The organism is Ruegeria sp. AL7 (assembly GCF_056536105.1).
In genome coordinates this window covers 624,817-650,024 of record NZ_JBQFJF010000001.1, presented here as the reverse complement: position 1 = coordinate 650,024, position 25,208 = coordinate 624,817, and the positions used below count along the sequence as shown (strand labels likewise).

General features: G+C 56.1%; 23 protein-coding genes and 1 tRNA gene. 9 read left to right on the top strand and 15 right to left on the bottom strand.

All coding sequences use genetic code 11. The annotated features are described in order from the left end of the window. Nucleotides 1-101: 101 nt before the first annotated feature. From ACR3E2_RS03265 to ACR3E2_RS03245, 5 genes are all read right to left on the bottom strand, one after another. A complete protein-coding gene (locus ACR3E2_RS03265; RefSeq protein WP_209504207.1) occupies nt 102-611 on the bottom strand; it encodes a CarD family transcriptional regulator in 510 nt (169 codons plus the stop codon). A gap of 281 nt (nt 612-892) precedes the next feature. After that, nucleotides 893-1,231: a ferredoxin FdxA gene (gene fdxA, locus ACR3E2_RS03260; protein WP_170616129.1), complete on the bottom strand. Its 339-nt coding sequence runs from the start codon at nt 1,229-1,231 to the stop codon at nt 893-895. Nucleotides 1,232-1,297: 66 nt separating this feature from the next. After that, nucleotides 1,298-1,663, bottom strand: a complete 366-nt coding sequence (locus ACR3E2_RS03255; protein WP_480481370.1) for an RNA-binding S4 domain-containing protein — start codon at nt 1,661-1,663, stop codon at nt 1,298-1,300. A 6-nt stretch (nt 1,664-1,669) separates the two neighbouring features. After that, nucleotides 1,670-4,483 carry a helicase-related protein gene (locus tag ACR3E2_RS03250; protein ID WP_480481372.1) on the bottom strand — a complete coding sequence of 938 codons (2,814 nt, stop codon included), beginning with the start codon at nt 4,481-4,483 and terminating at the stop codon, nt 1,670-1,672. 20 nt (nt 4,484-4,503) lie between these two features. Next, complete coding sequence (locus ACR3E2_RS03245; RefSeq protein WP_480476608.1) at nt 4,504-5,073, bottom strand: tetratricopeptide repeat protein; 570 nt, start codon at nt 5,071-5,073, stop codon at nt 4,504-4,506. Between the two features lie 69 nt (nt 5,074-5,142). Between ACR3E2_RS03245 and ACR3E2_RS03240 the strand changes: the two genes are divergently transcribed. The 4 genes from ACR3E2_RS03240 to ACR3E2_RS03225 all read left to right on the top strand — a co-directional run bounded on the left by ACR3E2_RS03240 (nt 5,143) and on the right by ACR3E2_RS03225 (nt 8,836). Beyond that, entirely contained in the window at nt 5,143-5,433 is a 291-nt protein-coding gene (locus ACR3E2_RS03240; protein ID WP_209504212.1) for an SCP2 sterol-binding domain-containing protein, read from the top strand. Then, nucleotides 5,433-6,407 (top strand): alpha/beta hydrolase, encoded by a 975-nt coding sequence (locus ACR3E2_RS03235; RefSeq protein WP_209504213.1) that lies wholly within the window; start codon nt 5,433-5,435, stop codon nt 6,405-6,407. The genes ACR3E2_RS03240 and ACR3E2_RS03235 overlap by 1 nt, the downstream gene beginning before the upstream one ends. A gap of 85 nt (nt 6,408-6,492) precedes the next feature. Further along, on the top strand, nt 6,493-8,313 hold the full coding sequence (locus tag ACR3E2_RS03230; RefSeq protein WP_480481374.1) for a M3 family oligoendopeptidase: 1,821 nt from the start codon (nt 6,493-6,495) through the stop codon (nt 8,311-8,313). 193 nt (nt 8,314-8,506) lie between these two features. Further along, nucleotides 8,507-8,836 carry a hypothetical protein gene (locus ACR3E2_RS03225; RefSeq protein WP_480492688.1) on the top strand — a complete coding sequence of 110 codons (330 nt, stop codon included), beginning with the start codon at nt 8,507-8,509 and terminating at the stop codon, nt 8,834-8,836. A 39-nt stretch (nt 8,837-8,875) separates the two neighbouring features. Here the strand turns inward: ACR3E2_RS03225 and ACR3E2_RS03220 are convergent, their stop codons facing one another. From ACR3E2_RS03220 to ACR3E2_RS03205, 4 genes are all read right to left on the bottom strand, one after another. Then, nucleotides 8,876-9,145, bottom strand: a complete 270-nt coding sequence (locus ACR3E2_RS03220; protein ID WP_480481378.1) for a DksA/TraR family C4-type zinc finger protein — start codon at nt 9,143-9,145, stop codon at nt 8,876-8,878. Between the two features lie 59 nt (nt 9,146-9,204). Beyond that, nucleotides 9,205-10,179 (bottom strand): Gfo/Idh/MocA family protein, encoded by a 975-nt coding sequence (locus tag ACR3E2_RS03215; protein WP_480481380.1) that lies wholly within the window; start codon nt 10,177-10,179, stop codon nt 9,205-9,207. A gap of 272 nt (nt 10,180-10,451) precedes the next feature. Then, nucleotides 10,452-11,348, bottom strand: a complete 897-nt coding sequence (gene rpoH / locus ACR3E2_RS03210) for an RNA polymerase sigma factor RpoH (RefSeq protein WP_267366971.1) — start codon at nt 11,346-11,348, stop codon at nt 10,452-10,454. Between the two features lie 145 nt (nt 11,349-11,493). Further along, nucleotides 11,494-12,528 carry an RluA family pseudouridine synthase gene (locus ACR3E2_RS03205; RefSeq protein ID WP_480481383.1) on the bottom strand — a complete coding sequence of 345 codons (1,035 nt, stop codon included), beginning with the start codon at nt 12,526-12,528 and terminating at the stop codon, nt 11,494-11,496. Here ACR3E2_RS03205 and ACR3E2_RS03200 point away from each other — a divergent pair. Then, the gene (locus ACR3E2_RS03200) at nt 12,527-12,829 is read left to right on the top strand and encodes a DUF6476 family protein (protein WP_209504220.1); all 303 of its coding nucleotides are present in this window, start codon (nt 12,527-12,529) and stop codon (nt 12,827-12,829) included. The two genes, ACR3E2_RS03205 and ACR3E2_RS03200, sit on opposite strands and share 2 nt — an antisense overlap. 5 nt (nt 12,830-12,834) lie before the next feature. Here the strand turns inward: ACR3E2_RS03200 and ACR3E2_RS03195 are convergent, their stop codons facing one another. The 5 genes from ACR3E2_RS03195 to ACR3E2_RS03175 all read right to left on the bottom strand — a co-directional run bounded on the left by ACR3E2_RS03195 (nt 12,835) and on the right by ACR3E2_RS03175 (nt 18,767). Next, entirely contained in the window at nt 12,835-14,742 is a 1,908-nt protein-coding gene (locus tag ACR3E2_RS03195) for an ATP-grasp fold amidoligase family protein (RefSeq protein WP_209504221.1), read from the bottom strand. A 26-nt stretch (nt 14,743-14,768) separates the two neighbouring features. Next, a complete protein-coding gene (locus tag ACR3E2_RS03190) occupies nt 14,769-15,788 on the bottom strand; it encodes a glycosyltransferase family 2 protein (protein WP_480492687.1) in 1,020 nt (339 codons plus the stop codon). A 55-nt stretch (nt 15,789-15,843) separates the two neighbouring features. Next, nucleotides 15,844-16,515, bottom strand: coding sequence for a class I SAM-dependent methyltransferase (locus ACR3E2_RS03185; RefSeq protein ID WP_209595900.1), 672 nt, complete (start codon nt 16,513-16,515; stop codon nt 15,844-15,846). Between the two features lie 94 nt (nt 16,516-16,609). Continuing rightward, nucleotides 16,610-18,490, bottom strand: a complete 1,881-nt coding sequence (locus tag ACR3E2_RS03180; RefSeq protein ID WP_480481388.1) for a glycosyltransferase family 2 protein — start codon at nt 18,488-18,490, stop codon at nt 16,610-16,612. Between the two features lie 190 nt (nt 18,491-18,680). Next, nucleotides 18,681-18,767, bottom strand: a tRNA-Leu gene (locus ACR3E2_RS03175). A 141-nt stretch (nt 18,768-18,908) separates the two neighbouring features. Here ACR3E2_RS03175 and ACR3E2_RS03170 point away from each other — a divergent pair. Together ACR3E2_RS03170 and lipB are read left to right on the top strand one after the other, a co-directional pair. Beyond that, nucleotides 18,909-19,568 (top strand): DsbA family oxidoreductase, encoded by a 660-nt coding sequence (locus ACR3E2_RS03170; RefSeq protein ID WP_480481390.1) that lies wholly within the window; start codon nt 18,909-18,911, stop codon nt 19,566-19,568. Between the two features lie 41 nt (nt 19,569-19,609). Then, a complete protein-coding gene (lipB, locus tag ACR3E2_RS03165) occupies nt 19,610-20,266 on the top strand; it encodes a lipoyl(octanoyl) transferase LipB (RefSeq protein WP_480481392.1) in 657 nt (218 codons plus the stop codon). A 503-nt stretch (nt 20,267-20,769) separates the two neighbouring features. Here the strand turns inward: lipB and ACR3E2_RS03160 are convergent. Continuing rightward, entirely contained in the window at nt 20,770-21,192 is a 423-nt protein-coding gene (locus ACR3E2_RS03160) for an HIT family protein (protein ID WP_480481394.1), read from the bottom strand. A 553-nt stretch (nt 21,193-21,745) separates the two neighbouring features. On the opposite strand from ACR3E2_RS03160, the gene ACR3E2_RS03155 reads away from it, so the two are divergent. Together ACR3E2_RS03155 and ctaD are read left to right on the top strand one after the other, a co-directional pair. Further along, a complete protein-coding gene (locus tag ACR3E2_RS03155; protein ID WP_480481396.1) occupies nt 21,746-22,984 on the top strand; it encodes a metal-dependent hydrolase family protein in 1,239 nt (412 codons plus the stop codon). Between the two features lie 459 nt (nt 22,985-23,443). After that, complete coding sequence (gene ctaD / locus ACR3E2_RS03150) at nt 23,444-25,102, top strand: cytochrome c oxidase subunit I (RefSeq protein ID WP_267366169.1); 1,659 nt, start codon at nt 23,444-23,446, stop codon at nt 25,100-25,102. Nucleotides 25,103-25,208 lie beyond the last annotated feature (106 nt).

The following is a 25,208-nucleotide window of genomic DNA, read 5'->3' as shown; positions in this document are numbered from 1 at the left end:
GCTGCATACACAGTGAAATTAGCGCCACTTGAACAATTCACCAAGCCACGAAAAAGGCCGCCCCAAATTTGGAGCGGCCCGTATTGTCAATGTATCTTCGATCAGGCAGCGCGTGAGGTCAGAACCTCGTCAACTTGTTTGGCGGCTGACACCTCGCCAGCGCCCGAAACAGCCGCGACCTCACGGGTCAGACGCTCCAAGGCAGCTTCGTACAGCTGGCGCTCAGAATAGCTCTGCTCGCGCTGATCATCGGTGCGGTGCAGGTCACGGACCACTTCGGCGATCGAGATCAGATCACCCGAGTTGATCTTCTGCTCATATTCCTGCGCACGGCGGGACCACATGGCGCGTTTCACCTTGGCCTTGCCTTTCAGCGTTTTCATCGCCTGGCTGATCACATCGGGCGAGCTGAGCGACCGCAGACCGGATTCGGTTACCTTGTTGGTCGGCACGCGCAACGTCATCTTGTCTTTCTCAAATGAGATGACGAACAGCTCAAGCGAGAATCCCGCGACATCCTGTTCCTCGATCGAGATAATCTGGCCCACGCCATGGGCGGGGTAGACAACATAGTCGTTCGGGCGGAACTCGAGCTTTTTCGACTTTGTCATTCAGTTTTTTTCCTTGCTAGCGGACGGGACACGGACAACAAAAGCACCACATGCGGGGACTGTCTCAGCCCCGTCAGGCGGCGATATTGTCACAAATTCAAAACTCCAAAGTGAGCATACTTACGGAGCGCATCCCAATCTCGGTCATCATGTGGAAATAGTATATCACAAATTTACGACGCCCGAAAGTTTACCTTACGGGAATCTTTTGTATTCAACCTTGATTCAACAGGTTGTACTGCGACCTTTATGTCAAAAACAGGCTGCTTGGAACGAATCACTCAGCCGCCTTCGCCGGGCGCTTCCGAGAAATACTTCTCCATCTTGCCCTCTTCACCGTCACGCTCCTCCGCATCTGGCAGCGGGTCTTTCTTGGTGACGATCACCGGCCATTGTTCGGAATACTTGCGATTGAACTCGACCCACTCCTCCATACCCGGCTCGGTATCGGGGCGGATCGCGTCGGCGGGGCACTCGGGCTCGCACACTCCGCAGTCAATGCATTCGTCAGGATGGATGACCAGCGTATTTTCACCTTCGTAGAAACAGTCCACCGGACACACTTCGACACAGTCGGTGTATTTGCAGGCGATACAGTTTTCGGTGACTACATAGGTCATGGTCGGATTCCTGTTTGCGGTTTGAGCGACTAGCTAATTCAGTCTGGCCCGCTCTTCAAGACAGGATCAGTGATCTTCCGGGCGAGAAAGATCAATAGCGCGTCGATCTTTCTTGGTTGGTCGACCTTTTCCCTCGAAACCCGGATTTACAGGAGGCGCTTCCTGCTTTTCGGTCATATCAAAGTACAGCGTTTGCGCCTCGGGCGCCGGACCGCGGCGTTCCCCCAGTTTTTCCACACGTATAACGCGGACAATGCGGCCCTGCGAGAAGGTCAGAACGTCACCGGGGACCACGGCCTGCGCCGGTTTCAGCACCCTGTTTCCATTCAGCCGGACATGGCCACCACTGACCTGTTTGGCGGCAAGGCTGCGGGTCTTGAAGAACCGCGCCTGCCACAACCATTTGTCAATTCGCAGTTTGGCCTCGGCCATCTTGCGTCAATTGCCGTCCTTCAGACCCATAAGCGCTGCGGCGAACGGGTTGTCGGGATCAATGGCCTTTTCCTTTTTCGGTGGCCGTGACGAGAAGGTCTTGGCACCCTGCGGCTTGCCGCCCTTCTTGCCGTGCGGTTTGCCACGGCCGTCCTGCGGTTTGCCCCGTGGTTTCCCCTTGCCCTGCCCCGGCTCGCGGCGCGGGCCACGGTTCGGCTGGCGCTGACGACCCCAGGTGAAGGTGTAGAACACTTCAACCTCGGGTTCATCCGACGCAGGTTCCGCAACCTGACCTTCTGCGACGACCTCTGCTGCCGCCTCAGTGCTTTCGGTGGCCTCGGCTGGCGCGGCGACCTCTTCTGAGGCCGTGTCAGGTGCTGGCGTCTCATCGATAACGGCTTGTTCAGCCGCCTCTGTCTCAGGCTGCTCTACCGGGGCCGGTTTGACCTTGTCACGCTCGCCGCGCTCGGCTTTGTAGCCGAGCCCCTGCATCAGGTCTGCAAACTGTTCAAGCGTCATGCCAGTGATCGACAGCATATCCGGCTTGGCTTCGAACCCGCCACGGCTATCTTCCGAACGAAGCATGTCCGCCAGACGTTCCAGCATATCGATACGGATCGATCGGTCGCCCGCATCGCGGTAGCCGCACATGGTATCGTAACCCTGCGGTGCATCCTTGGCGACCGGCACTGTTACCAACCCCGGAGGCGGTGCTTCGGGGAATTCCTGCAAACCGCCATACAGCGCCCACAACACCAGGCGCAGACGCGTCGGTGCGGGCTTCAGCAAGAGCGGCATGAAGATGGTGAACTGGCCAAACCGGATACCGTGCTTGCGCAAGGCGCCGCGGGCGTCCTGATCCAGATCCTTGACCTCTTGCGCGACACCGGCGCGCGGAAGAACACCCAGCGCCTCGACCATGCGGAAGGCAAATCCTTTGGCCAGCCCGTTGAGTTCCTCATCGCGCGACAGATTTAGCAATGGCTCGAACAGCGCAGCGATCTTGCGGTCGATGAAGTGCTGCAACCGGCGCCGCACCTTCTGTTCAACATCCGGACCGGCGGCCTCATCCACAAAAACCTCGACCACGGGCTTGAGAGGTTCGGCCCCGGCAACCAATTTGCCAACGGCATATTCGCCCCACATCAGGCCGCCCTGATCGGTGAAATCAATTTCGGTATCGGGCGCATTGTAGAAGCGATCGGCACGCAGATGGAATTGCGGCGCGAGTGCTTGCAAAGATGCCGATTTGAGCGCTTTCGCTTCGGTTCCTTGCGCGCTTTTGTCCGGGCTGAACCGGAACCCTTCCAAACGACCGACGAATTCGCCTTCGACGGTCACTTCACCCTTGTCATTTACTTCGGCCAAAAGGGCCTCCTTCTGTTTGAGCCGCCGCAACAAAACCGATGTACGCCGGTCCACAAATCTTTGAGTCAGTCGCTCATGTAGTGCGTCAGACAGTCTGTCTTCTACAGTGCGCGTTTCGTCACGCCAATGTGATTCGTCACGCACCCAACCGTTTCGTTGCGCAACATATGTCCAGGTGCGAATATATGCCAACCTTTTGGATAACGCATCGATATCCCCATGGGTTTGGTCAATCCGCCGTATCTGCCGGGCCATGAAATCATCAGGAATACTGCCGCGTTCGTGCAGGTGGCCATAGATCACTTCCAGCAGACTGGCGTGCTCTGCATGGCTGATGCCGCGAAAATCAGGGATTCTGCACACATCCCACAGCAATCGGATGGATGGACCGTCACTTGCACGGGCGGCAATCTCGGCCTGTTGTGACAGCGATTTCAACACATTCAGGTCATCAGCAGGGCGGGCTTTGATCAGGTGTTCGTCACTCGGGCTGACCTCAAGCGAGCTGATCAGCGCATCAATCGAACCAAACCGGAGGGCGGCATTCCGCCAGTTCAGCTTTTTCATCGGCGTAAACCGGCTGTCCATGATTGCCTGCGCGACACCTTCGTCCAGCGGCGGCGCCTCTCCGGTCACGCCAAAGGTGCCGTCCGACATGCCACGCCCGGCACGGCCTGCGATCTGGGCCAGTTCATTCGGGGCCAGCGGGCGCATCCGCCGCCCGTCGAATTTGGTCAGGGATGAAAATGCAACGTGGTTTACATCCAGGTTCAAGCCCATGCCGATGGCATCTGTGGCAACCAGATAATCAACCTCGCCATTTTGATAAAGTTCCACCTGGGCATTCCGCGTCCGTGGGCTCAGGGCCCCCATGACCACCGCCGCGCCACCTTTCAGGCGGCGCAGAAGCTCCGCGATGGCATACACATTCTCAACCGAAAACCCGACAATAGCGCTGCGGGCCGGCATCCGGCTGAGTTTCTTCGAACCGGAATAGACCAGCTGCGACATCCGCTCGCGTCGGACAAACTGCGCCTCGGGCACCAGCGCCGCAATCGGGCCGCGCATCGTGTCAGACCCAAGAAAAAGCGTCTCGTTTGTTCCGCGCGACCGAAGCAGGCGATCTGTAAAGACATGGCCGCGCTCGGGATCGGCACACAACTGGATTTCATCAATCGCCACGAAATCCGCACCCATACCTTCGGGCATCGCCTCGACAGTACAGACCCAATACTGGGTCCGGGGGGGTACGATCCGCTCTTCACCGGTGACAAGCGCAACAACCGACGGCCCGCGGATGGCGACGATCTTATCGTAGACCTCGCGCGCAAGCAGACGCAGCGGCAGACCGATGACACCTGTGCGGTATCCCAGCATCCGTTCGATTGCGTAATGGGTTTTACCTGTGTTCGTAGGGCCCAAAACGGCCACTATTCGGGATGACCCGCTCACCTTTGCCCCCTGCCCGGACCTTACAGCGCTGCGCCGTCAATCTGCGGCTTCAGTCGATTCACCGCATTGGTTACTTCTTCGTGGTGGGGATGTATAGCCAATGCCCGTGAATAGGCCTCGTAAGCTTTGTCAGGTTGTCCGATAATCTCAAAGATCAGGCCCAGACCGTAGATTGCCTCGTAATTGTTGGGGTTCAGGGTCAGGGCATGTTCCAGATCGGCAGCGGCCATGCCAAACCGTTCGATCCCGAAAAAGGCCGAAGCGCGCAGGTGCCAGCCTTCAGCAAAATCGGGCGCATGGTCCGTCAGGGCGGTCAGATGTTCCAGTGCCGCACTTACGTCTCCGTCATCCAACGCTTCGCGGCCACGTTCCAGCAGCAGATCGGCCGATGCTGAACCGGACTGGGCCCACAAAGCTTGCAACTGCCGATCCAGAGCAATGGCCTGATCGGGCGTCGATTGGGCAAGTTGTTGCAGCAATTCGCCCTCGTCCCGTGAATCCGCCTGTTGCGCAAGGCAAGTGGAGGAAATCGTGACTAGGACAAAAAGTGCCGCGACGATACCTTTGAGATTGTGGATTGCAATGCTCATAACAATAGTCAGTGTAGCGTTGCGACCGGGGATGTCCATTCACGGCGCACTAACAATATGAGGAAAAACATGAGCGAGACACTTGAAAAGGCAGCCGCCGCTTTGAATGAAAAACTGGAAGGCGGCGCGTTTGATGCCTCGGCCAAGTTTGATATCGCCGATCTGGGTGCCATTGTCCTGGATTCCAACGGCGCGCGGGTCAGCGACGATGATGCTGATGTCACCCTAAGCGCGGATGCCGACACGTTTGAACAGATCCTCAGCGGTGAATTGAACCCGACAGGTGCGTTCATGTCCGGCAAGCTGAGCATTGATGGCGACATGGGTGTTGCCATGAAGCTGGCATCGGTACTGGCCTGATGGAGTTCTCGCCGGCCCCTTTGTTTGAAGACGTGGCCGGCGGCCCCGCCGGTGGAAAGGCCCACTGGTTGACGACGTCGGATCAAAAACGCATCCGCGTTGCTCACTGGCTTCCGGACGGAAAGGCACATGGCACTGTCATGATGTTTCCGGGACGCACGGAATACATTGAAAAATACGGCAATACTGCCAGCGAATTCGTAGAGCGTGGGTTCGCCATGCTGGCCGTCGACTGGCGCGGTCAGGGTCTTGCAGATCGGTTGCTGGACGATGCTCGGGTCGGACATGTCGATCAGTTCACCGATTACCAGCAGGACGTTCAGGTCACCCTGAAACTTGCAAGCGCGCTGGACCTGCCGAAACCATGGTACGTGGTCGGGCATTCGATGGGCGGTGCAATCGGGTTGCGTGCCGTCATCGAGAATGGCTGCTTTGCCGCGTGTGCCTTCACGGGCCCTATGTGGGGAATTTTCTTTACTCCGGTCATGAAACCCCTAAGCCGCGTGACAGCCTATTGGGGCACAGCACTTGGCCTGGGCGAGCGCACACCCCCCACCACAACGCTCAAAAGCTATGTTCTGTCGCAACCTTTCGAGGGAAACATGCTGACCCGCGACCCGGACATGTACCGGATGATGCAGGATCAGTTGAACGCACATCCTGAACTCGCGCTGGGTGCCCCTTCAAACCTGTGGCTGCGCGAGTCGCTGGACGAATGTGCATGGTTGATGGAACAGCCCGCCCCGAAAACTCCTTGCCTGACATTTTTGGGCAGCCATGAGCAAATTGTGGACCGCAAGGCAATTCGTGCGCGCATGGCCAATTGGCCCAACGGAACGCTGATCGAAATTCCGGATGGTGAACACGAGGTGCTGATGGAAGCACCCGAGGTTCGAGGGCCTGTTCTGGACCAGATCGCGGCGCATTTTCTGGCCAACCAGGCCAATGGCGCTTCCAAGCTGGTTTCCTCGTAAACCTTTTCACCTTTGGGATTGGCCGCTTGTGATCCGGGCGCGCCAGCCCTAGATGTTTGCAAAAGCAGTCTACTAAAGGTGACCCATGCGCGACCTTCCCTTCCCTGTCCGTGACGCGAACGCAACCGGTGGTTCCGGCAATCTGGGCAATCTTCCGGAATGGGATCTGAGTGATCTCTATACCTCGGAAGACGCACCCGAATTAGCGCGCGATCTGGATTGGCTGGAAGGTGAATGTGCCGCGTTTGCTGCTGATTACGAAGGCAAGCTGGCCGATCTGGAGGCCGCAGACCTGCTGACCTGTGTGCATCGCAACGAAAAGATCAACGCCATCGCCGGGCGTATCATGTCCTTTGCCGGTCTGCGCTATTATCAACTGACCACAGATGCAGAGCGCGCCAAATTCCTGTCGGACATGCAGGAAAAGATCACGATCTTCACCACTCCGCTGGTGTTCTTCACGCTCGAGATCAACCGGATCGAAGACGATGTTCTGAAAGCGCATTTTGCGGCGAACACGGATCTCGCCCGCTACGAACCTGTGTTCCGTCGCATCCGCGCAATGAAGCCCTATCAGCTGTCTGATGAACTGGAAAAGTTCCTTCATGATCTGGGGGTTGTCGGCGACGCGTGGGAACGTCTGTTCGACGAAACGATTGCCGGACTGGCATTTCATGTCGACGGTGAAGAACTGAACATCGAAGGCACCCTGAATCTGCTGACGGAACAGGACCGCGCGAAACGTGAGGCCGCGGCGCGTGAACTGGCATCGGTTTTTCAGGACAACATCAAAACCTTCGCCCGCGTTCACAACACGCAGGCCAAAGAGAAAGAAATCGTTGATCGCTGGCGCAAGATGCCGACCGCTCAGACCGGGCGTCACCTGTCGAACGACGTCGAACCCGAAGTGGTCGAGGCCCTGCGCGAGGCGGTCGTGGCCGCCTACCCCAAGCTGAGCCACCGCTACTATGAGCTGAAGCGCAAGTGGCTTGGACTGGACGTCATGCAGGTCTGGGACCGCAACGCGCCCCTGCCCATGGAAGACACGCGTATCGTGAATTGGGAAGAGGCCCAAAAGACGGTGATGAACGCGTATGATGCCTTTGATCCCCGCATGGGCGAAATCGCGGCGCCTTTCTTCTCAAAAGGATGGATCGACGCGGCGGTGAAACCGGGCAAAGCGCCGGGGGCCTTCGCCCATCCGACGGTCACCGATGTCCACCCCTATGTGATGCTCAACTATCTGGGCAAACCGCGCGATGTGATGACGCTTGCCCATGAACTGGGTCACGGCGTCCATCAGGCGTTGGCCGCCGGTCAGGGCGAGATGCTGTCATCCACCCCGCTGACGTTGGCGGAAACCGCCTCGGTCTTTGGTGAGATGCTGACATTCCGCAAGATGCTGGACCAGGCCGAAACCCCGGAACAGCGCAAGGTACTGCTGGCCGGCAAGGTCGAAGATATGATCAATACGGTGGTCCGCCAGATCGCCTTCTACGACTTTGAATGCAAGCTGCACGCCGCCCGACGTGAGGGCGAGCTGACCCCGGATGACATCAACGCCCTGTGGATGAGCGTTCAGGCCGAAAGCCTTGGCCCCGCATTTGAATTCATGGACGGGTACGAGACCTTCTGGGCTTACATCCCGCACTTCGTCCACTCGCCCTTCTACGTCTATGCCTACGCCTTCGGCGACGGCCTCGTGAACGCGCTCTATTCCGTTTACGAAAGCGGCGCGGATGGGTTTGAGGACAAGTATTTCGACATGCTGCGCGCTGGTGGTTCAATGCACCACAAGGAATTGCTGGCCCCGTTCGGCCTGGACGCCAGCGATCCCAAGTTCTGGGACAAAGGCCTGTCGATGATCTCAGGCTTCATTGACGAGCTGGAGGCGATGGAGGGCTGAGACACCCTCGACAGAGGGTGGCGACATCTGCCTAGCTGAAATAACCTGCCATGCTTGGCAATGTCACACCCAAGGGGCTCCTGAATGCCCGCTAAGCGGACAATGCCGACCTTGAGCGAGTGGCGCTAGGATGCCAAAACATCTCATGGAAAAAATTAGTCAACAGTTGCTTTACCAGAGGCTTCGAAATCGAGTGATCGAACTGCTCGATACGTATTCCTCCTTGGATGGCATCGCTACTCTCGGCACCTACGAGACGATTGAAATGGTCAGTGACTGGTTGCCGCTCGACTACGCAGAGGCTCCCAAGGTATTCAGCGAAAAAGAAAAAGTGGTCATTGAGAAATTCATGGCGCTTGCCACCGCTGCAGCTGACGTAACTGAAGAAAACACATGGAACATTGATTGGTTTAAGAATTCCGAGGAATGGGTACGCGTGTCCGAATTTGCCGAAAAAGCGTTAGCTGTCTTCTCTGAACGCGGTCGATTTTCTGAGGAAACTGAAGAAGTCTTTTCAAACTAGCAACCGGTCAATCAGGGCTCAAAGCAGCCGCACCTGAGATCACTTCAACTGGCTGTCCTTCGACCCCCGCCGATTGACGCCGCCACGTGCCTTGAACGCACCATCCCGTTCCTGCTGGCAATCAAGGCACAGCTTCACGCCCGGCAAAGCAACGCGGCGTTTTTCAGGGATCGGCTCTTCGCATTCGGCGCAATGGGTCAGGCTTTCACCAACAGGCCGCTTTTGCGCCTGCATCCGCGCCAGTTCATCCGAAATCGACGCTTCGATCTGTTCGCTCACTGCGCCGTCGCGCGCCCAGCCTCCGGCCATGGGTCATCTCCTGCTAAACGTAAGCAAAAGGATAGCCGAGCCTGCGCGCAAAGGGCAAGTTACAGCGAAACTGCGCCCTCGAACACGCGGTCAATCACCTCTTGCGTCCCCCGAGAGAATTCCAGCGGACAGGGATATTCTGCCCCTTCCCTGACCGAGCGGCAGAAGGCCTCGACCTGAAGCTTGTAATGGTCTGCGCCGGGGAACCGGGTGACCAGCACCTCAAGCCCCGGACGATGCAACTCGACCCGGGCTTCACCAAACACACGCGCATTAAACGGTGTAGTCAGGCGGATCAGGCCATTTTCCCCGTGAAACACCATTTCCTGATGGGGATGCATCCGAATGGACACGTAGCTTGAGTAGGTAAAACCGGGGAACTGCGCGCGAATTTTGGTGAAGATGTCGATATCATCCTGCCAACGGATGGCTGACTGTATCGCCACCGGTTCCTGCCCCGTTGCAAACCGGGCTCCGCCAATTACGTAAACACCGATGTCTCGCAATCCGCCGCCGCCCGTTTCAGCGCGGTTTCGAATATTCTGGGTATCTGCCCGATTGTCGAAACTGAACGCTCCGGTTACGTGCACCAGATTGCCGATTGCACCATCCGCAATCAGTTTACGTGCCAGTTGCCACTGGGGGTGATGCACGATCATATACGCCTCGGCGGCAAGCAAGCCGCTTTCGTCGCGCTTTTGGATCAATGCGTCAAACTCGTCCGCCTTCATAGTCATCGGCTTTTCGCACAGCACATGCTTGCCGGCATCCAACGCTTTCAGGCTCCATTCCACATGAAGATGGTTGGGCAGTGGTATGTAGACCGCATCAATACCAGGGTCCGCCAACAGCGCATCATAGCTTTTGAACACGTTCAGATCGGGACAGAAAGACGAAAAAGGTTCAGCCTTTGCCGCATCTGACGTCGCCAGTGCAGCCAGTCGCGCCCCGTTGGCGGCATGTATCGCCGGTGCCATGTATTCACGCGCGAATTTCGCGGCACCTAACACGCCAAACTGAACCGGTTTTTGCATAACGCTCTCCATAGATGTTTGAACCCCAAAGGGTTCGTGACCCTGCGAGATCCGCAGGATCGACCTGTCACACCTTCATCGAAATGAAACGCGTCCTTGCAGTACCATAGCTTTGGCCCTGCGGCCATTCTTTTGGCTTCACAGTCCGGATAGCGGTCATACGCGTTCAGCAGGAAATGATCTGTCAGGACGCGCCGGGCATGTGCGCGAAGAGGCGGTTTCTTCGCACAGATGAAATACCAGCCCGCAGCTATTGCAGGCTGGCATTGTGGTCAGCTGACACCCAGCATCCCTTTTTCACGTGCCAGATCCCGCATTTTCTTTTGCAGCTTCTCGAACGCGCGAACTTCGATCTGACGGATCCGCTCGCGGCTGACATTGTATTGGGCGCTGAGGTCCTCCAGCGTAACCGGTTGATCCAGCAACCGGCGCTGGGTCAGGATGTCCTTTTCACGGTCGTTCAACACGTCCAGCGCCGCAGCAAGCAACTCGCGACGCGCTTCCAGCTCATCGCGCGCCTCATAATCTCCGGCCTGGTCGGCGTCTTCATCCTCAAGCCAGTCCTGCCATTGCATCGTGCCTTCGCCTTCGGACCCGACCGTGGCGTTCAGAGACGCGTCCCCGCCGGACATACGGCGGTTCATGCTGATGACTTCCTCTTCGGTCACGCCTAGATCATTGGCAATTTGCGCGACGTTTTCGGGGCGCAAGTCGCCCTCTTCCAGTGCACCGATGCGCGCCTTGGCTTTGCGCAGGTTGAAGAACAGTTTTTTCTGCGCCGAAGTTGTGCCCAGTTTCACCAGCGACCATGACCGCAGAATATATTCCTGAATCGAGGCGCGAATCCACCACATGGCATAGGTGGCCAGACGGAAACCCTTTTCAGGGTCAAAACGTTTGACCGCCTGCATCAGGCCCACATTGGCTTCGGAAATCACTTCGGCTTGCGGCAGACCGTAGCCGCGATATCCCATGGCAATCTTGGCCGCCAGCCGCAGGTGCGATGTCACCATCTTATGCGCGGCTTCTGTGTCCTGCTCTTCAACCCAGCGCTTGGCCAGCATGTATTCTTCTTCTGGCTCAAGCAGGGGAAACTTGCGAATCTCCTGCATATAGCGGTTCAGGCCGCCCTCGGGCGTCGGCGCGGGGAGATTTGCGTAATTTGCCATTATGATGTCCCTCCGACAAATGTTTAAGTCTTTAACATAGGATATGGGTAAAGAACCCATCCTGTTCAAGAGGTGCTGCTAACAGTCTGAAATTAATCTTTCATGAAGGAAAGATAAGAAACTCTTACTCACAGGACTTTGCTTATTATGTCAGCGGTGCACGAAGCGCGGCAATCAGGTTCTCCATGTCTTGCGGCAGTTCGGCTTCAAACCGCAGGTTTTCGCCGGTCACCGGGTGCTCGAACCCCAATACGGCGGCGTGAAGCGCCTGCCGGGGAAAGCCGGACACGCATTCGGCGGCGGCAGGCACAAACGCCTTGGTCGCCAGTTTCCGCTTTCCACCATAGACCGGATCCCCGACAAGCCCATGCCCGGCATGGGCCATATGAACGCGGATCTGGTGCGTTCGCCCGGTCTCGAGCCAGCATTCGATCAAAGCCAGACCAGCAGGCGCACCAAATGTTTCAACAACCCGCGCGCGTGTCACAGCGTGGCGCCCGCCATGAAACAACACCGCCTGCCTTTGACGGTCGGTCTTGTGCCGCGCAAGCTGGGTCGTCACACGCATGATGTTGCCCGGCTCAAAGCTGACACCTTTGACGCCGCGCAAACGAGGATCACTTGCATTCGGAACCCCGTAACACACAGCACGGTAATAGCGCTCGACGCTATGTGCTGCGAATTGCTCGGCCAGCCCGTGATGCGCGGCGTCCGTTTTAGCGACCACCAGAAGACCGCTGGTTTCCTTATCGATCCGGTGAACGATACCGGGGCGTTTCACCCCCCCAACACCTGACAAAGCGTCACCGCAATGGTGTAGCAAGGCGTTGACCATCGTACCCCCGGGCGAGCCCGGCGCGGGGTGCACGACCATGCCTGCTGGCTTGTTGACGACGATCACGTCTGCGTCTTCGAAAACAACCTCAAGCGGGATGTCTTCAGCACCGATATGGCTGTCTTCCGCCTCGGCTACAGTTATGGCGACCTGCGCCCCTTCGGACACTTTGGCCTTTGGGTCCTGAATCCGGGTCCCGTCGATCCGAACCGCGCCATCCTCGATCAGGCGCGCCAACCGCGTGCGCGACAGGTTTTCACCGTCTGGCACATCCCGCGAAAGCGCCTTATCAAGGCGAGGCGGCGGATCGGCCGCGATCTGAAACTCAATCTGGCGGGTGCCCATGACTGTCCCTTCCGAACCCCAAGAACCGCAGGAAACCCCGCAGCTACGATTGCTGCGGCGGATGGTCATGCTGCTGACCGCGGTGATGATTGGCGGGGTTCTAGTGACATTCGCCCTGATTGTCATCCGCCTATCAGACCGCACCCCCACCCTGCCGGATCAGATCGACTTACCCGATGGTGCCCGAGCGCAGGCCCTGACCATTGGATCCAACTGGTATGCGGTCGTGACCGACGACAACCGCGTCCTGATCTATGACAAGACAACAGGAAAGCTGCGTCAGGAAATCGCCGTCGAGTAACCGGATCAGTTCGGGAACAGACGGGTGCCGACCCAGGCCTCACCCATCTGCACATCCAGTTCGGGCGTACGCATCTTGCGTTTTCCGCCAAACGGGCAGAGCGTGATTTCGCCCAGATAAATCTTGTCGCCAATTACATAAAGGTCCACCCGCGCAAACTCGACACGTTGCCCGACGGCTTCGGCAATTGCGACCATATCGTCAAACACCTCTGGCTTGGGCTCGGTGTCATCGCTTGTCTGGAAATACAGCTCTTTCGGGATGAAGTTGAAATCCCGGTCGTGGATCATCTGCACATGCCCTCGAGAGCGGTCCCGGTCGACCTGAACAATCTGGACCTTTCCGGCGACAACCCAGAATTTCCAGTCGATGATGTCCTGACCTTCTGCCGCCAGATCCTCTTCAAGGAAATAGCGCGTTTCGATCGTGGAATACCACCATTCTGCCGCCCAGAAGCCGTGGGGAATGGGTTTATTGCTCCAATTGGTAAGCTTTTCCTGGGCCAGGTTGCGGTCTTCTGTGTTCATGGGCCAGGTGATCCTGTGGTTTTGCCCCTGCCCGTTATTGCATTTGAGCCAATAGCTGCCGGGCTCGAGGTCGAGGTCTTCCGGCAACTCAGGCGACGATGAAACCCAATAGCGCTTCACCGGTGTAACGAGGTTCCTGGCTGGTTCTGGGATATAACTTTCCGCCGTCAACTTATCCGCCGCCGACACTTCGGGCATCTCGGCAAACAGCTTCATGACCAGCATCTTCTCAGTCACGGTCTTGGGGTTGCTCAAGTCAGGCAAATAGCGCTGATTGTTGGCAAACCTCGACAATGACATAGACATGGCATTCAACCGCAATGCGTCATTGGCATAGTGATCCCAACCTCGCTGATGACCCGATTGGGGTTTGTCATTCACCCCATAAAGCCCTTTGTCTTTTATCTTATCCAATTCAACCTGGGCCAATTTGAAGAACTGCTCAGAATTTGCGACCTGAGCTACGGACATCACGCCGTTGGTGGCCTCACTGATTTCCTCTTTGCTGATCCGCAAATCCGGAAGCGAGTCGGGAAACTCAATTTTCTGCGGCGCGCCCCGCCCTCTGCGTGGCAAAGGTGCATTGGCAGGACTGATCCCCAAACCGCGCAGCCTTCGATCCAGAAATGAATGACGTTTTACACCCTTGGCAATCCACCAACGCATCCGACGGCCCCAAAGATGGACGGCCTGCGTCTGATCCGTAAGGTACTTTTTTCGAAACTCCCGCGCTGGAATGTCGTTCGCCTGCCCCGTTTGCCGAAACGGCAACGGGTAAAACACCGGGGGTGGGCTGGCGTGTTCTATCTCGCCATGATGTCGCAGAAACCACGTCATGACACCGGGTCCGTAAACACTGTGTGCCTGATCCGAGGCATGAGGCAACTCACCGGCCTTTTTCTGGCGCTCCAGATTCTCGCGTTCCTCACCTTCTACCCAAGGACGGATCGGGAATGGATCAAGACTGTATTCCGTATACGCTTTCAGCGCGGGGCTGTCGGACGGCAACCGCATGATCGCATTGCAGATCGTATTGCGATTGAAGAAGCCGAAAATATGATCCGCTTTCGGGATCGGTTTCAAAGAAATCACATCCGTATCGCACCAGAGAAAATCGGTTTTTTGCATCAGCTGCAGCCTGAAAATATCAGATTGCGGAACCGGTGTTTTAAACTGGTTGTTCATAATGAACCGCTGCGGTTCGTGAATTTCGTTCGCCGAAACCAGTTCGATACCTTCGGGTACATTCTCGACTTCGTCATAGTGGAACAGCACGACCCTGTGTCCGTTCGCGACAAAAGACAAAAGGCACATCTGTTCCAGAAAACTGAGAGGACCTTCCAACCAGAGCATTCCGATTGTGGGAAGAGTATTTTCCGCGGCCATATGCAGTTTCTCCGAAGGCGGGTTTTTCAGGATTCAGGCTGTTTTTCGCTGGAAGACGGTTGCTTGTCTGCCGAAAGACGCGCGTGCAATCCGCGGTCTTTAGCAACAAATTCTACAGCCGGCTTATTAACAAGCGTCTGGTAAAGCGCGTTGTATTCTGGCTGTTTGAGAAGGTCTTCGATCAACGCCTTGTGCCACAGGAATGCTTTTCGGTGCAGCCGCGCAAGCCGTTCGTCGGACTGAAACTCCGCCATCAATGCGTCAACTTCGTCCTTGTACCTGAGGATCGTCTCATCCGCCGCCCCACCCCTGTTCCAACGGTCCCAGTATTCCGTTCCCAACGTCTGGGACGAGTGATTAGCTCGCCCACGGCTGCGCTTTGCCAGATAGGCTTGTGTGGAGCGGACCGCATAGTGATTGATCTGTGCAATCTCAAATCCAAAAGGCGGTGCAACATGATTCCCAAAAGGTGCGGGTTCTTTCGCGTGCCCCCCGGGAACAGACCGGAACACACCTGCCTCAAACTCGGACTTGGGATGCGGGTTGTGCATACCATAGCGGAGATAGACTTCACCCTGCCGGAAAAGCGATTTGACGAACCGGCGCCCCGCCCCGCCCTGCTCATACTCTAACTCACCATCGAAAAACTGCTGCGTCACTGGCGCGTCGCGCAACACATGGCGACCGCTGTTCGAGAATATCTTCCATGGAATGGAAATGACATCCACACCCGGTGTGGCCTCGATCAGGTCGTCCACCTTATGGTTTCCGACATGAATATTCAGAAACTCATCCGCATCGCAGACATAGACCCACTTGGCTTCTTTCACTACGGGCAAACGGCGGGCCTGCCTCAGAGCTGATCTGTGAATCCCGCCTGTTCCCACGCGGTTTCTGTGAAACTCAACATGACCCAGGGCCTCAAGACGGCGCAGAATTCTGTTCGTACCGTCCGTGCAATCGTTGGTGTAAACAATGATCCGGTCGAAACCCAAAGCTTTATGATGAGCCACCCATTCCAGAATATATGGGCCCTCATTTTTCATTGCAGAGATGAGGATTTTTTCAGGCTTGTTCGTCACTGCCATTCACCCCAGACGCTTAGTCGCCCTGTTTCTTGCTGTCGTCTTGCGGAGTGATTTTTTCTATAGCGATCTGCGCACCAGCAATTGCCCGGATACGCAATTCACGGGGGTGTTTGCCCAGAAACTCGTTGACGGCCCGGATCACCCCGTCGCCCCACCAACCGCGACGGTGGTAATCATCAAACGCCATGATCCCACCCGCTTTGATCTTGGGAAACAACGCCTCCAGGTCCGCAGTTACTCCTTCGTAAGAATGATCCCCATCGACATAGGCAAATGAAATGCTCTCATCGTCAAAGAGCTTTAATGCCGGCACCGAGAAATCGCGAATGATGCCAACCTTGCCTTCCTCGATCTCTTTTTCGAAGGACGCGACGACCTTCTGGAAGATGGCTTCCATCTTTTCGTCTTCGGTCCGACCGACAAACGCCGTTGTATGCGATTCCTCGCCAATATGTTTCCAGGGATCGATCAGAAACAACTGACTGGGTTCAAGCAATTTGAGGATTGTCGGAGAAAACTCGCCCTGCCAGACACCGATCTCAACAGCCACCCCGCCCTTGGGAAGGCGCGTCAGGAACGTACGACGTATCGCGTCTTTTGTATTCTTGCGCTTGGTTGCCTTGTCTGCGTTCGGTTTATTCTGGCTGCCGGGAACAGCACCGATCACTCTGGGTTCGTTTGACATCTCGACCTCACTTGCAGACGGGTATTGAATTCACACGAAACCCGTTTTGTTTATTGGGCAATGGCTAACATGTCGTTGCTTCAAGAACCAGAAGCTATGTGTCGTTTTTGGAAAGTGGTGGCAACTTGTCGATACCAAGCCACGGAGGCTCGAGGCTTGTAATCCGATAGTCACTCGCTTTACTCGCAAGAAAACGGTTAATAGCCGAAGACATTCCGGAATAAGACCCTTTGCCCCGCCTGTAGGATGTAAAAGCGATACTTCCGCCCGGAGCCAGAACCCTGTCGATCCGGTTCAGCAATTGCAACATGACACGCTCGGCGCGAACGCCGCGTATGATCACGACGCCCACACTTTGATCCTGAAACAGCTTCAGCATCAAAGGCGGCAGCGCCCGGTAGACCCTCAGACGCCCCGCAATGATCGGTTCGCGGAAGTACTCCAGCAATGCATAGAACGTGCGATCCAGGGCCTGTAGATTACTATCTTGCGTTGTATCCTTGCAGGCGAATGTATCCCACGACAGCCCCCATGGCCCGATGATCGTCAATTGAGCAACTGCATCCAATGCGAGTATTTCTTCTACAATTTCGGTTTCGACATGCCCGATCAAAACCCAGTTCTTCTTGCCGCTGATTGACCGCAAGAACCGCTGTCGCTGCTCTTTCGTTCTTTCAACCTCCGGAGACACTGGCGGCAGGAAAGATGGGTCCTTCGGATCGAACGGCAAGTCCACCTGTTTTGCATTAGTGATTAATGCATGCTGCGCCGCCGCTTCTTCGTACTCCATGGCCGTTCCCAGAGAATCCAGCCGGGTAAACCAAGGGTAGTTATTGGGTTTTGAGTTTTCAGGTTTGGACATCTTGCCCAAGCGCGTCCATTTCGCAACTTGCGCGAAAGAAACTTCGGGGTCTTTGTAGGTCTCGGCATCAAAGGAAAGATCGCCTTCTTCCATCACGCCCAGATCCAGCGCCTTGATATATCGCCCCCCGGCAAAATTCTTGTACCGAGTTATGAATCCCTGCGCGGCCTCTGTTTCACGTATCTCCGAGATACGGCGCTTGTGATAAGCAACAGCTTTTTCGTGCAAGTCTCCCAGAACACGATCCGCACGTAGTTCATCATACGATTTTCCAAGGCGGTCCAATTTGGAAAGGACCGATAATTCTTCAACCTTGTTGAAGCAATGCATGTGCCAATAGGCTTGTCCCGTTGCCTCCATCTTGGGATGAAACGCGGTTGTGTTTACATCCCCCCGCAGCCGCTTCATCAGATAACTCTCAATGGACCGGACGGCATAGTGGTTCATCCTGAAAAACTGCTGCCCAAAGGCCGCGCCAGTCGTGGAATGAGACCAACCGTTTCGCCGCATTGCAGGTGGCAAGGGATCTCCGTCACCATCGATCCATGCAAAGCTTTCAGCCTTGCCGGCGATTGGGCCACGCGGACGGTGTGTGTTGATCGCCCGATAAGACCCGTTGTTTCTGACAAGCGATTTGAAGGCACGCACATTCTGCGGTGTGACCACCCCCAACTCTGCTGCAGATGTGAATTGTTCGATCACAAACTTGTCTTCAAACTCGACAATCCCATTGTGTCCGAACATCTGCCATATCGCGGCAAATCCGTCTGCATGTGGAAAGGTGCGAAACATATCGTCCAGCGTGCCGTCCCCAACACGGATATCGAGAAATTCGTCGACATCACAAACCAGAATCCACTCGGCCTCAGCGTACCAGGGATGTTCCATAGCGTTCGCATAGGCCGACGCCTGCGGCCCATGCTTCCAGGGACCGGGGTTATCGATATGCACCAGAAAACCCAGTTCCTCGCATCTTTTCAGGATCGCATCGGTGCCATCAGAACAGTCATTCGAATTGACTATGAAATGCGTGAACCCGATCGAAAGGTAATAGGCGATCCATTCAAGGATGAACGGCCCCTCGTCTTTCATCGTTGATATGACAAGTCTCATCGCACCTACCCGCAACCTTGGCTCGCAAACTCAGGACGAAGGGAAAAATCGCATCATTGCAGAGGTATGGCGCGCTTCCCAACACCTGGCTTAGTTACGGGCCTCGGATTTGCAATGCAAGAGAACAGACCAGAACGGCAAAGCCTGCTTCGCGTAAGCCAATTAGAATATCACAAGATACGAGAAGATTTGGTGCGGTCGAGAAGACTCGAACTTCCACGGGAGTTACCCCACAGCGACCTCAACGCTGCGCGTCTACCAATTCCGCCACGACCGCACTGCCAGTGACTTGGTAGAGCGGCGTATAGACGTTGGCGCGCGCGATGTGAAGAGGCAAAAACACGCTGGTTTAAAAACCTTCGCGGCAGCCTTATCTAAGCCGGTAAACAACACAGTTTCGATCTGACAGGAGCCGCAGATGACTTCGCCCGACACCCGCCCCATCATCCAAATCGATATCGTGTCAGACGTCGTGTGCCCGTGGTGCATAGTCGGGTTTCGCCAGCTTGATGCGGCTTTGAAACAGCAGGGCATCCAGGCCCAACTTCGCTGGCACCCGTTCGAATTGAACCCGAACATGCCGCCTGAAGGGCAGAACCTGCGGGAACACATCACTGAGAAATATGGCTCGACCCCTGAACAGAGCCAGCAGGCACGCGACAGGCTAACGGCGATCGGGGCGGAACTGGGGTTCACCTTCAACTTTGATGAAGACAGCCGGATCGTGAATACATTCAAGGCGCATCAGTTGCTGGATTGGGCCGAAGGTCAGGGCCTGCAACATCAATTGAAACTTGCGCTTTTCGACGCGTATTTCACCCGGCAACAGGATGTTTCCGACATTGAGGTTCTGTTGCAGGCTGTTACTTCTGCCGGGCTGAACCCTGATTCCGCACGGCAGGTGCTTGAGACCGGGGAGCATATCGCTTTGGTGCGAGAGAAACAGCAGTTCTGGACCAGCCGGGGGATCTCTGGTGTGCCGTCCATGGTATTTGGCGGAAAATACCTGCTGACGGGCGCACAAGGGGTCGATACCTATTCTCGGGTGCTGCAACAGTGTTTGGCCGAAGCGGCCTGACCCCTCTTCCCCTGCCCGCTTTGGGCGGATATGAGGCCGCCATGGAATGGAAAATCACCGATGGTCTGACCAGTTATGACGACGCCACCGCCTTTATGGAGGCGCGCGTCGCCGGGATTGCGCGCGGCGACGCGGAGGAGTGCATCTGGTTGCTGGAACACCCGCCGCTTTATACAGCAGGCACGTCGGCAAAGATCGAAGACCTGACCGATCCTGACCGCTTTCCGGTTTATGCAAGCAAACGCGGCGGCGAGTACACCTATCACGGGCCCGGTCAGCGTGTGGCCTATGTCATGTTGGACCTGAACAAGCGCGGGCGCGACGTGCGCCAATTTGTGAAGCAGCTGGAAAACTGGGTGATATCGGCACTGGCTGAATTCAACGTACACGGCGAAATACGCGACGGACGCGTTGGTGTCTGGGTGCGGCGCGACGACAAACCGCTGACGGTGACCGGCAAACCGGCAGAGGACAAGATCGCGGCAATTGGCTTACGTTTGCGAAAATGGGTTAGTTTTCATGGCATTTCGGTCAATGTCGAACCGGACCTGGAGCATTTTTCGGGCATTGTTCCCTGCGGGATCAGCGAATACGGCGTGACCTCGTTGGTGGATTTGGGTCTTCCGGTCACCATGGATGATCTTGATGCGGCCTTGAAGACAACCTTTGAGGAGGTTTTTGGCGCTTCGGAAACCTGATTCTGTCTGGGGTTCAGCAGTCGTCGAATCAGATTCTGTCGCTCCCCGATACAACAATATGGATGGGCGGAAGGCTCTGTTTCCGAAACACGTCGCAATTTACCAAGAACGATCCAGTTTTACGGTATTCTTTAGGCAAATTTTAATTCTCTGGGATACACCGGAGTTGTTAACGAGTAATATGAAACTGCCAATCAAGAGTGAGTGGTATGTTAAACCGGTGATCAAGGGCTCGCCCTCGAAATCCGAGAAGTGTTTGGTTACGAGTCTGCCGTTCCGACCCCAAATCGGAACGGCAATTCATTTCCCCCTTCCCGCTTAATCTTATGGCCAATTCGCGTTGCAAGGGAGCAGGCGATTTCTGCGTTATCCGGCTATTGAGTCACTTGGTCGGTCCCAAGGAAGGGTTTCGGGATATCTTGTCTCCGGTCGCGGCGATATGCGCGGGCGGGTGTGGGTAATCGTCCGGATTATCACCTCACAGACAGACCGTAAAATATTGACTACAAAGCGAGTTTTATCTTCTCCGCATGTTCGGCAATCAGGTCGAAATCACCCATTTTACCAGACGGGCGCATCGACACGCCGTCATGACGCGGCAGGATGTGAAAATGGAGGTGGAAAACCTCCTGCCCGCCTGCGGTTTCGTTGAATTGCTGAATGGTTACACCGTCCGCCTCGAAGGCTTTCATCACTGCACGAGCCATCTTTTGAACGGTGTTCATAACCGCCGCCAGTTGGTCGGGCGTGGCATCCAGCACATTGCGGCAGGGCGTTTTGGGGATCACCAGCAAATGCCCATCGGCACGAGGCATGATGTCCATAAAGGCCAGTGTGTCGGCGTCTTCGTAAACTTTTGACGAAGGTATCTCGCCGCGCAGAATTTTGGCGAAGATGTTGTCGGGATCATAATCCATGGTTGCCATCCGTTCCTTGAGGGGCTTTTGCCCGAGTTGTGGTCCACCCGCCCCGCCGGGTCAAGCCGGGGGATTGAGCCGTGAAATGTACAAAATGTACCGGGTTTTCAGAGGGCGTTGTACGTTTTGTACACTTGGATTTGGCATGAGATCACATCCTCAGAGACAGATGCGGCGCGTTCCCGACAGGTGATGCCTGCCTAGGCAGCAGAGTACAGATTTCGCAACTCTTAATCGGACGTAAACTGGTTAAGTTTTTGAGAAATTCATCCAGGTCGAGTCAAAGGTCCGCCAGATGGACGAAGCTGACGTTCGTCAACTAGGCCGCGCCGACGCCTTTTAACGTTGTCAGAGCGGCTCTTGGGATTTCCGACGGTCGGAACGTGAAGTTGATCAGAGTTATATACAGGTATAGCGTGAAAGAGCATCTTCAGACCGTTCAGACTTCAGAAGGATTTCGTAAATGCCGGCTCTCTTCCGTATTCCAATAACCGTGCTGTCGTTAGCCTTGGCCTGGTCACCGGCAATGTCTCAGGATGGATCATCCATCCTGTTCACCAACGTGAACGTGTTTGACGGCGAAAGCGAACAACTACTGGAAGGTGCGAATGTCGTCGTAACCAACAACTTGATTACTGCGGTTACCACGGAACCTCTCGCTGTAGCGGGCGGGACAGTCATCGATGGTGGCGGGCGCACGATGATACCGGGGCTCATCGACGTCCACTGGCACACTTCATATTGTTGCGCGGCTCAAACCACCGTGATTTCCGGAGATATACTCGAGATCGCAATCCGGGGTGCCATGGGATCGGAAGACACGCTGATGCGCGGATTCACGACGGTGCGAGACGTCGGCGGCAATCCCTTCGCGACAAAGAAGATGATCGATGCGGGCGAAATTCCCGGCCCACGAATCGTGCCTTCTGGCCCTCCGATTAGCCAGACGGGCGGTCATTTTGACTACGGTGCCTACCAGGACGCGCCTTCAAACCCGGGTGACTCGCTTTGGTATTGGAACCGTGTGGGGCTGATGCTGATCGCGGACGGGGTTGACGACGTCACACTGCGCGCCCGCGAAGTCATGCGCATGGGCGCTTCGCAAATCAAGATTTCTGGCGGTGGCGGTGTTTCGTCGGTCTATGACCCGCTCGACATGAGCCAATACACGCTCGAAGAGTTGAAGGCATTCGTCGCGGTTGCAGAAAGTTACAATACCTACGTCGCCTCGCATATCTTTACCGATGCAGCTGCCCAAATGGCGATTGAAGCCGGGGTCAAAACCATTGAGCACGGCAATTTGCTCAGCAGGGAAACCCTACAGATGATGAAGGACAACGGCGTCTGGTTGTCTGTCCAGCCATTGCTTGACGACGAGGACGCTTTCTCATTCAGCGACCCAGTTAGCACAGCGAAATGGGTGGAGGTTACTGATGGCACCACGACCTCAATCGATATGGCCAAAGAGATCGGCGTGAAGGTCGCATTCGGCACAGATATGCTTTTCGATGCGGAGCTTGCGAAAAAACAAGGCAAATTCCTGGCGAAGATGAAGACTTGGTACACGCCATACGAGGTTCTGAAAATGGCGACCTCGACAAATGCTGAATTGATAGAACTCGCCGGACCGCGCCACCCGTACCAGGAAGGCCCGCTTGGTGTGATCCGGGAAGGCGCTTATGCTGATCTGATCCTCGTCGATGGCAATCCTATGGACGATATCGATCTGGTCGCGGACCCCGATGCAAACTTCGACCTGATCATGAAGGACGGCAGGATATTCAAAAACGAGATCGAGTGATCAGCATTTCTTCAAGGTGTTCCGAACGCTGTGTGAGCCTATTAGATGGCAGGCTAACTCGATGCGCCTCAAGGTGCGCGACAAGGGCGGGGTGGGCCACAGGTAGTTCGCTGCGCAAGCACGAATGTCTTAGAAGGTCTCGGCGCTCCCCCCTTCCCTGTCCTCGGTTCGGGTGATTGGCCAGAGGCAAAGGTTCACGCCTTTCCGGTCAGCTTTGAGAGACGGACCCATTGCGGGCGACCTGAACACAGGCGCCAGGCCCGCTGTATCACCAGCCCCCCCGAACGCTCAGATCCCGGCTTCTCGAACACCCGTTTTCAAGGGGGGTGCGGCCATTTATCTTGATCCAGATCAAACTCGGCCATTGAAGGTCGCCCCTACGCATTCTAAAACCAGCAGGAATCCCGCGCGTTGGAGAGGTCCGGCTGCGCGGTGTAGTTGCAACAGGAGGCACCTATAATGGCAGACGCAGCCATTCATGGTCACGACCATGAAGACCAGCGCAGCTTTTTCCAGCGCTGGTTCATGTCGACCAACCACAAGGACATCGGGATTCTGTACCTGATCGTTTCGGCTCTGGCCGGTCTGATCTCGGTTCTGATGACCGTTTACATGCGGCTTGAACTGATGCACCCCGGTGTTCAGTACATGTGCCTGGAAGGCTTCATGGCCGACCCGTGTACGCCCAACGGGCATCTGTGGAACGTGATGATCACCTATCACGGTGTTCTGATGATGTTCTTTGTTGTCATCCCTGCCCTGTTCGGCGGATTTGGCAACTATTTCATGCCGTTGCAGATCGGCGCGCCGGATATGGCGTTCCCGCGGATGAACAACCTGTCCTTCTGGCTTTATGTTGCCGGTACCTCGCTGGGTGTGGCCTCGCTGCTGAGCCCGGGTGGTAACGATCAGATGGGTTCGGGCGTGGGCTGGGTTCTGTACCCGCCGCTGTCCACGACCGAGGGCGGCATGTCCATGGACCTTGCGATCTTTGCCGTACACGTATCGGGCGCCTCCTCGATCCTCGGCGCGATCAACATGATCACCACCTTCCTGAACATGCGTGCCCCCGGCATGACCCTGTTCAAGGTGCCGCTGTTCAGCTGGTCGATCTTCGTCACCTCGTGGCTGATTCTGCTGTCGCTGCCGGTTCTGGCGGGCGCGATCACCATGTTGCTGATGGACCGCAACTTTGGCTTTACCTTCTTTGATCCGGCCGGTGGCGGCGATCCGATCCTGTATCAGCACATCCTGTGGTTCTTTGGCCACCCGGAAGTGTATATCGTGATCCTGCCCGGTTTCGGCATCATCAGCCATGTCATCGCGACCTTCTCGCGCAAGCCGATCTTTGGCTATCTGCCGATGGTCTGGGCGATTATCGCAATCGGTGTGCTGGGCTTTGTCGTGTGGGCGCACCACATGTACACCGTTGGCATGTCGCTGCGTCAGCAGGCCTATTTCATGCTGGCCACGATGGTCATCGCGGTTCCGACGGGCGTTAAGGTCTTCTCGTGGATCGCGACCATGTGGGGCGGTTCCATCGAGTTCAAGACACCGATGCTGTTTGCCTTTGGCTTCCTGTTCCTGTTCACCGTTGGCGGTGTGACCGGTGTGGTGCTGTCGCAGGCTGGCGTGGACCGTGCCTATCACGACACCTACTATGTGGTGGCACACTTCCACTATGTGATGAGCTTGGGTGCTGTCTTTGCGATCTTTGCGGGGATGTATTTCTACTTCGCAAAAATGACCGGTCGCCAGTATTCCGAGTTCTGGGGCAAGGTTCACTTCTGGATGTTCTTCATCGGCGCCAACCTGACCTTCTTCCCGCAGCACTTCCTGGGTCGTCAGGGCATGCCGCGCCGCTACATCGACTATCCCGAAGCGTTCGCGCAGTGGAACTATGTTTCGTCGATCGGCGCGTTCATCTCGTTCGCCTCGTTCCTGCTGTTCTTCGGCATCGTGATCTACGCCCTGCTGCGTGGCGCACGCGAGACCCGGCCCAACTACTGGAACGAGTATGCGGATACGCTGGAATGGACCCTGCCCACGCCGCCGCCCGAGCACACGTTCGAGCAGCTGCCCAAGCAGGAAGACTGGGACAAGGGCCACGCGCACTGATCCCGACCTGATCCAAGAAACCCCGCCCAGGTGGCGGGGTTTTTCTTTGCCCTCACCTCGCGTTCGCCAAGTGCCCCGAAATCAGCTATGATGTGCGGACGGAACA